Below are 838 nucleotides of genomic sequence, written 5' to 3' on the forward strand. Positions count from 1 at the left end.
GTCGGGGTGAAGTGCAGGTGCCAGCGCGGGCGCTTCAGCAGCCAGTCGTGGATCAGTTTGGTCTTGTGGGTGGCGGCGTTGTCGAGGACGAGGTGGACGTCGAGGTTTGCCGGCACGCTCGCCTCGACCTGATCGAGAAAGGCGCGGAACTCGACCGAACGATGCCGGGGCGTACAGCGGCCGATCACGGTCCCCGTCTGCACGTCGAGGGCAGCGAACAGATCGGTCGTGCCCTGGCGGCAATAGTCGTGGGTCCGGCGCTCGGGCTGGCCGGGCCGCATCGGCAGCACCGGCGCGGTACCGGTCAGCGCCTGGATCTGAGGTTTCTCATCGACGCACAGCACCACGGCGCGGTGGGGCGGGGCCATGTACAGGCCGACGACATCACGCACCTTGTCGACGAAGGCCGGGTCGGTCGACAGCTTGAAGGTCTCGGTCCTGTGTGGCTGCAAGCCGAAGGTGCGCCAGACCCGCGAGACCATGGTCTGGCTCATTCCGACCCGCTTCGCCATGGCGCGCGTCGACCAGTGGGTGGCGTTCTCCGGCTGGCCTTCCAGGGTCAGCGTGATCATCGCCTCGATCGCAGTGTCCTCGACGGCACGCGGCGCACCGGAGCGGGGCAGGTCGATGAGGCCGTCGAGGCGGTGGGCGAGGAAGCGGGCGCGCCAGGTCGTGACGCTCGGACGGCTGACCCCGAGGCTGCGGGCGATGCCGGTGTTCGTGGAGCCGGGCTCGGCGCAGGCCAGCACGATCCGGGCGCGCTGGGCCAGCGCCTGACCGATCTTGCGGCGGCGGACCAGGCCTTCCAGCCGCGCGCGCTCATCTTCGGTCAGATCAA

Annotated in this window: 1 protein-coding gene; it reads right to left on the bottom strand. The window is 69.6% G+C overall.

Annotation, left to right across the window (positions count from 1 at the left end):
* Positions 1 to 833 (bottom strand): IS630 family transposase (locus AC0IY0_RS28730; protein ID WP_471766477.1); only part of this gene is annotated, 833 nt, incomplete at its 3' end.
* Positions 834 to 838 lie beyond the last annotated feature (5 nt).

It is taken from the genome of Methylobacterium sp. AC315 (assembly GCF_979253755.1).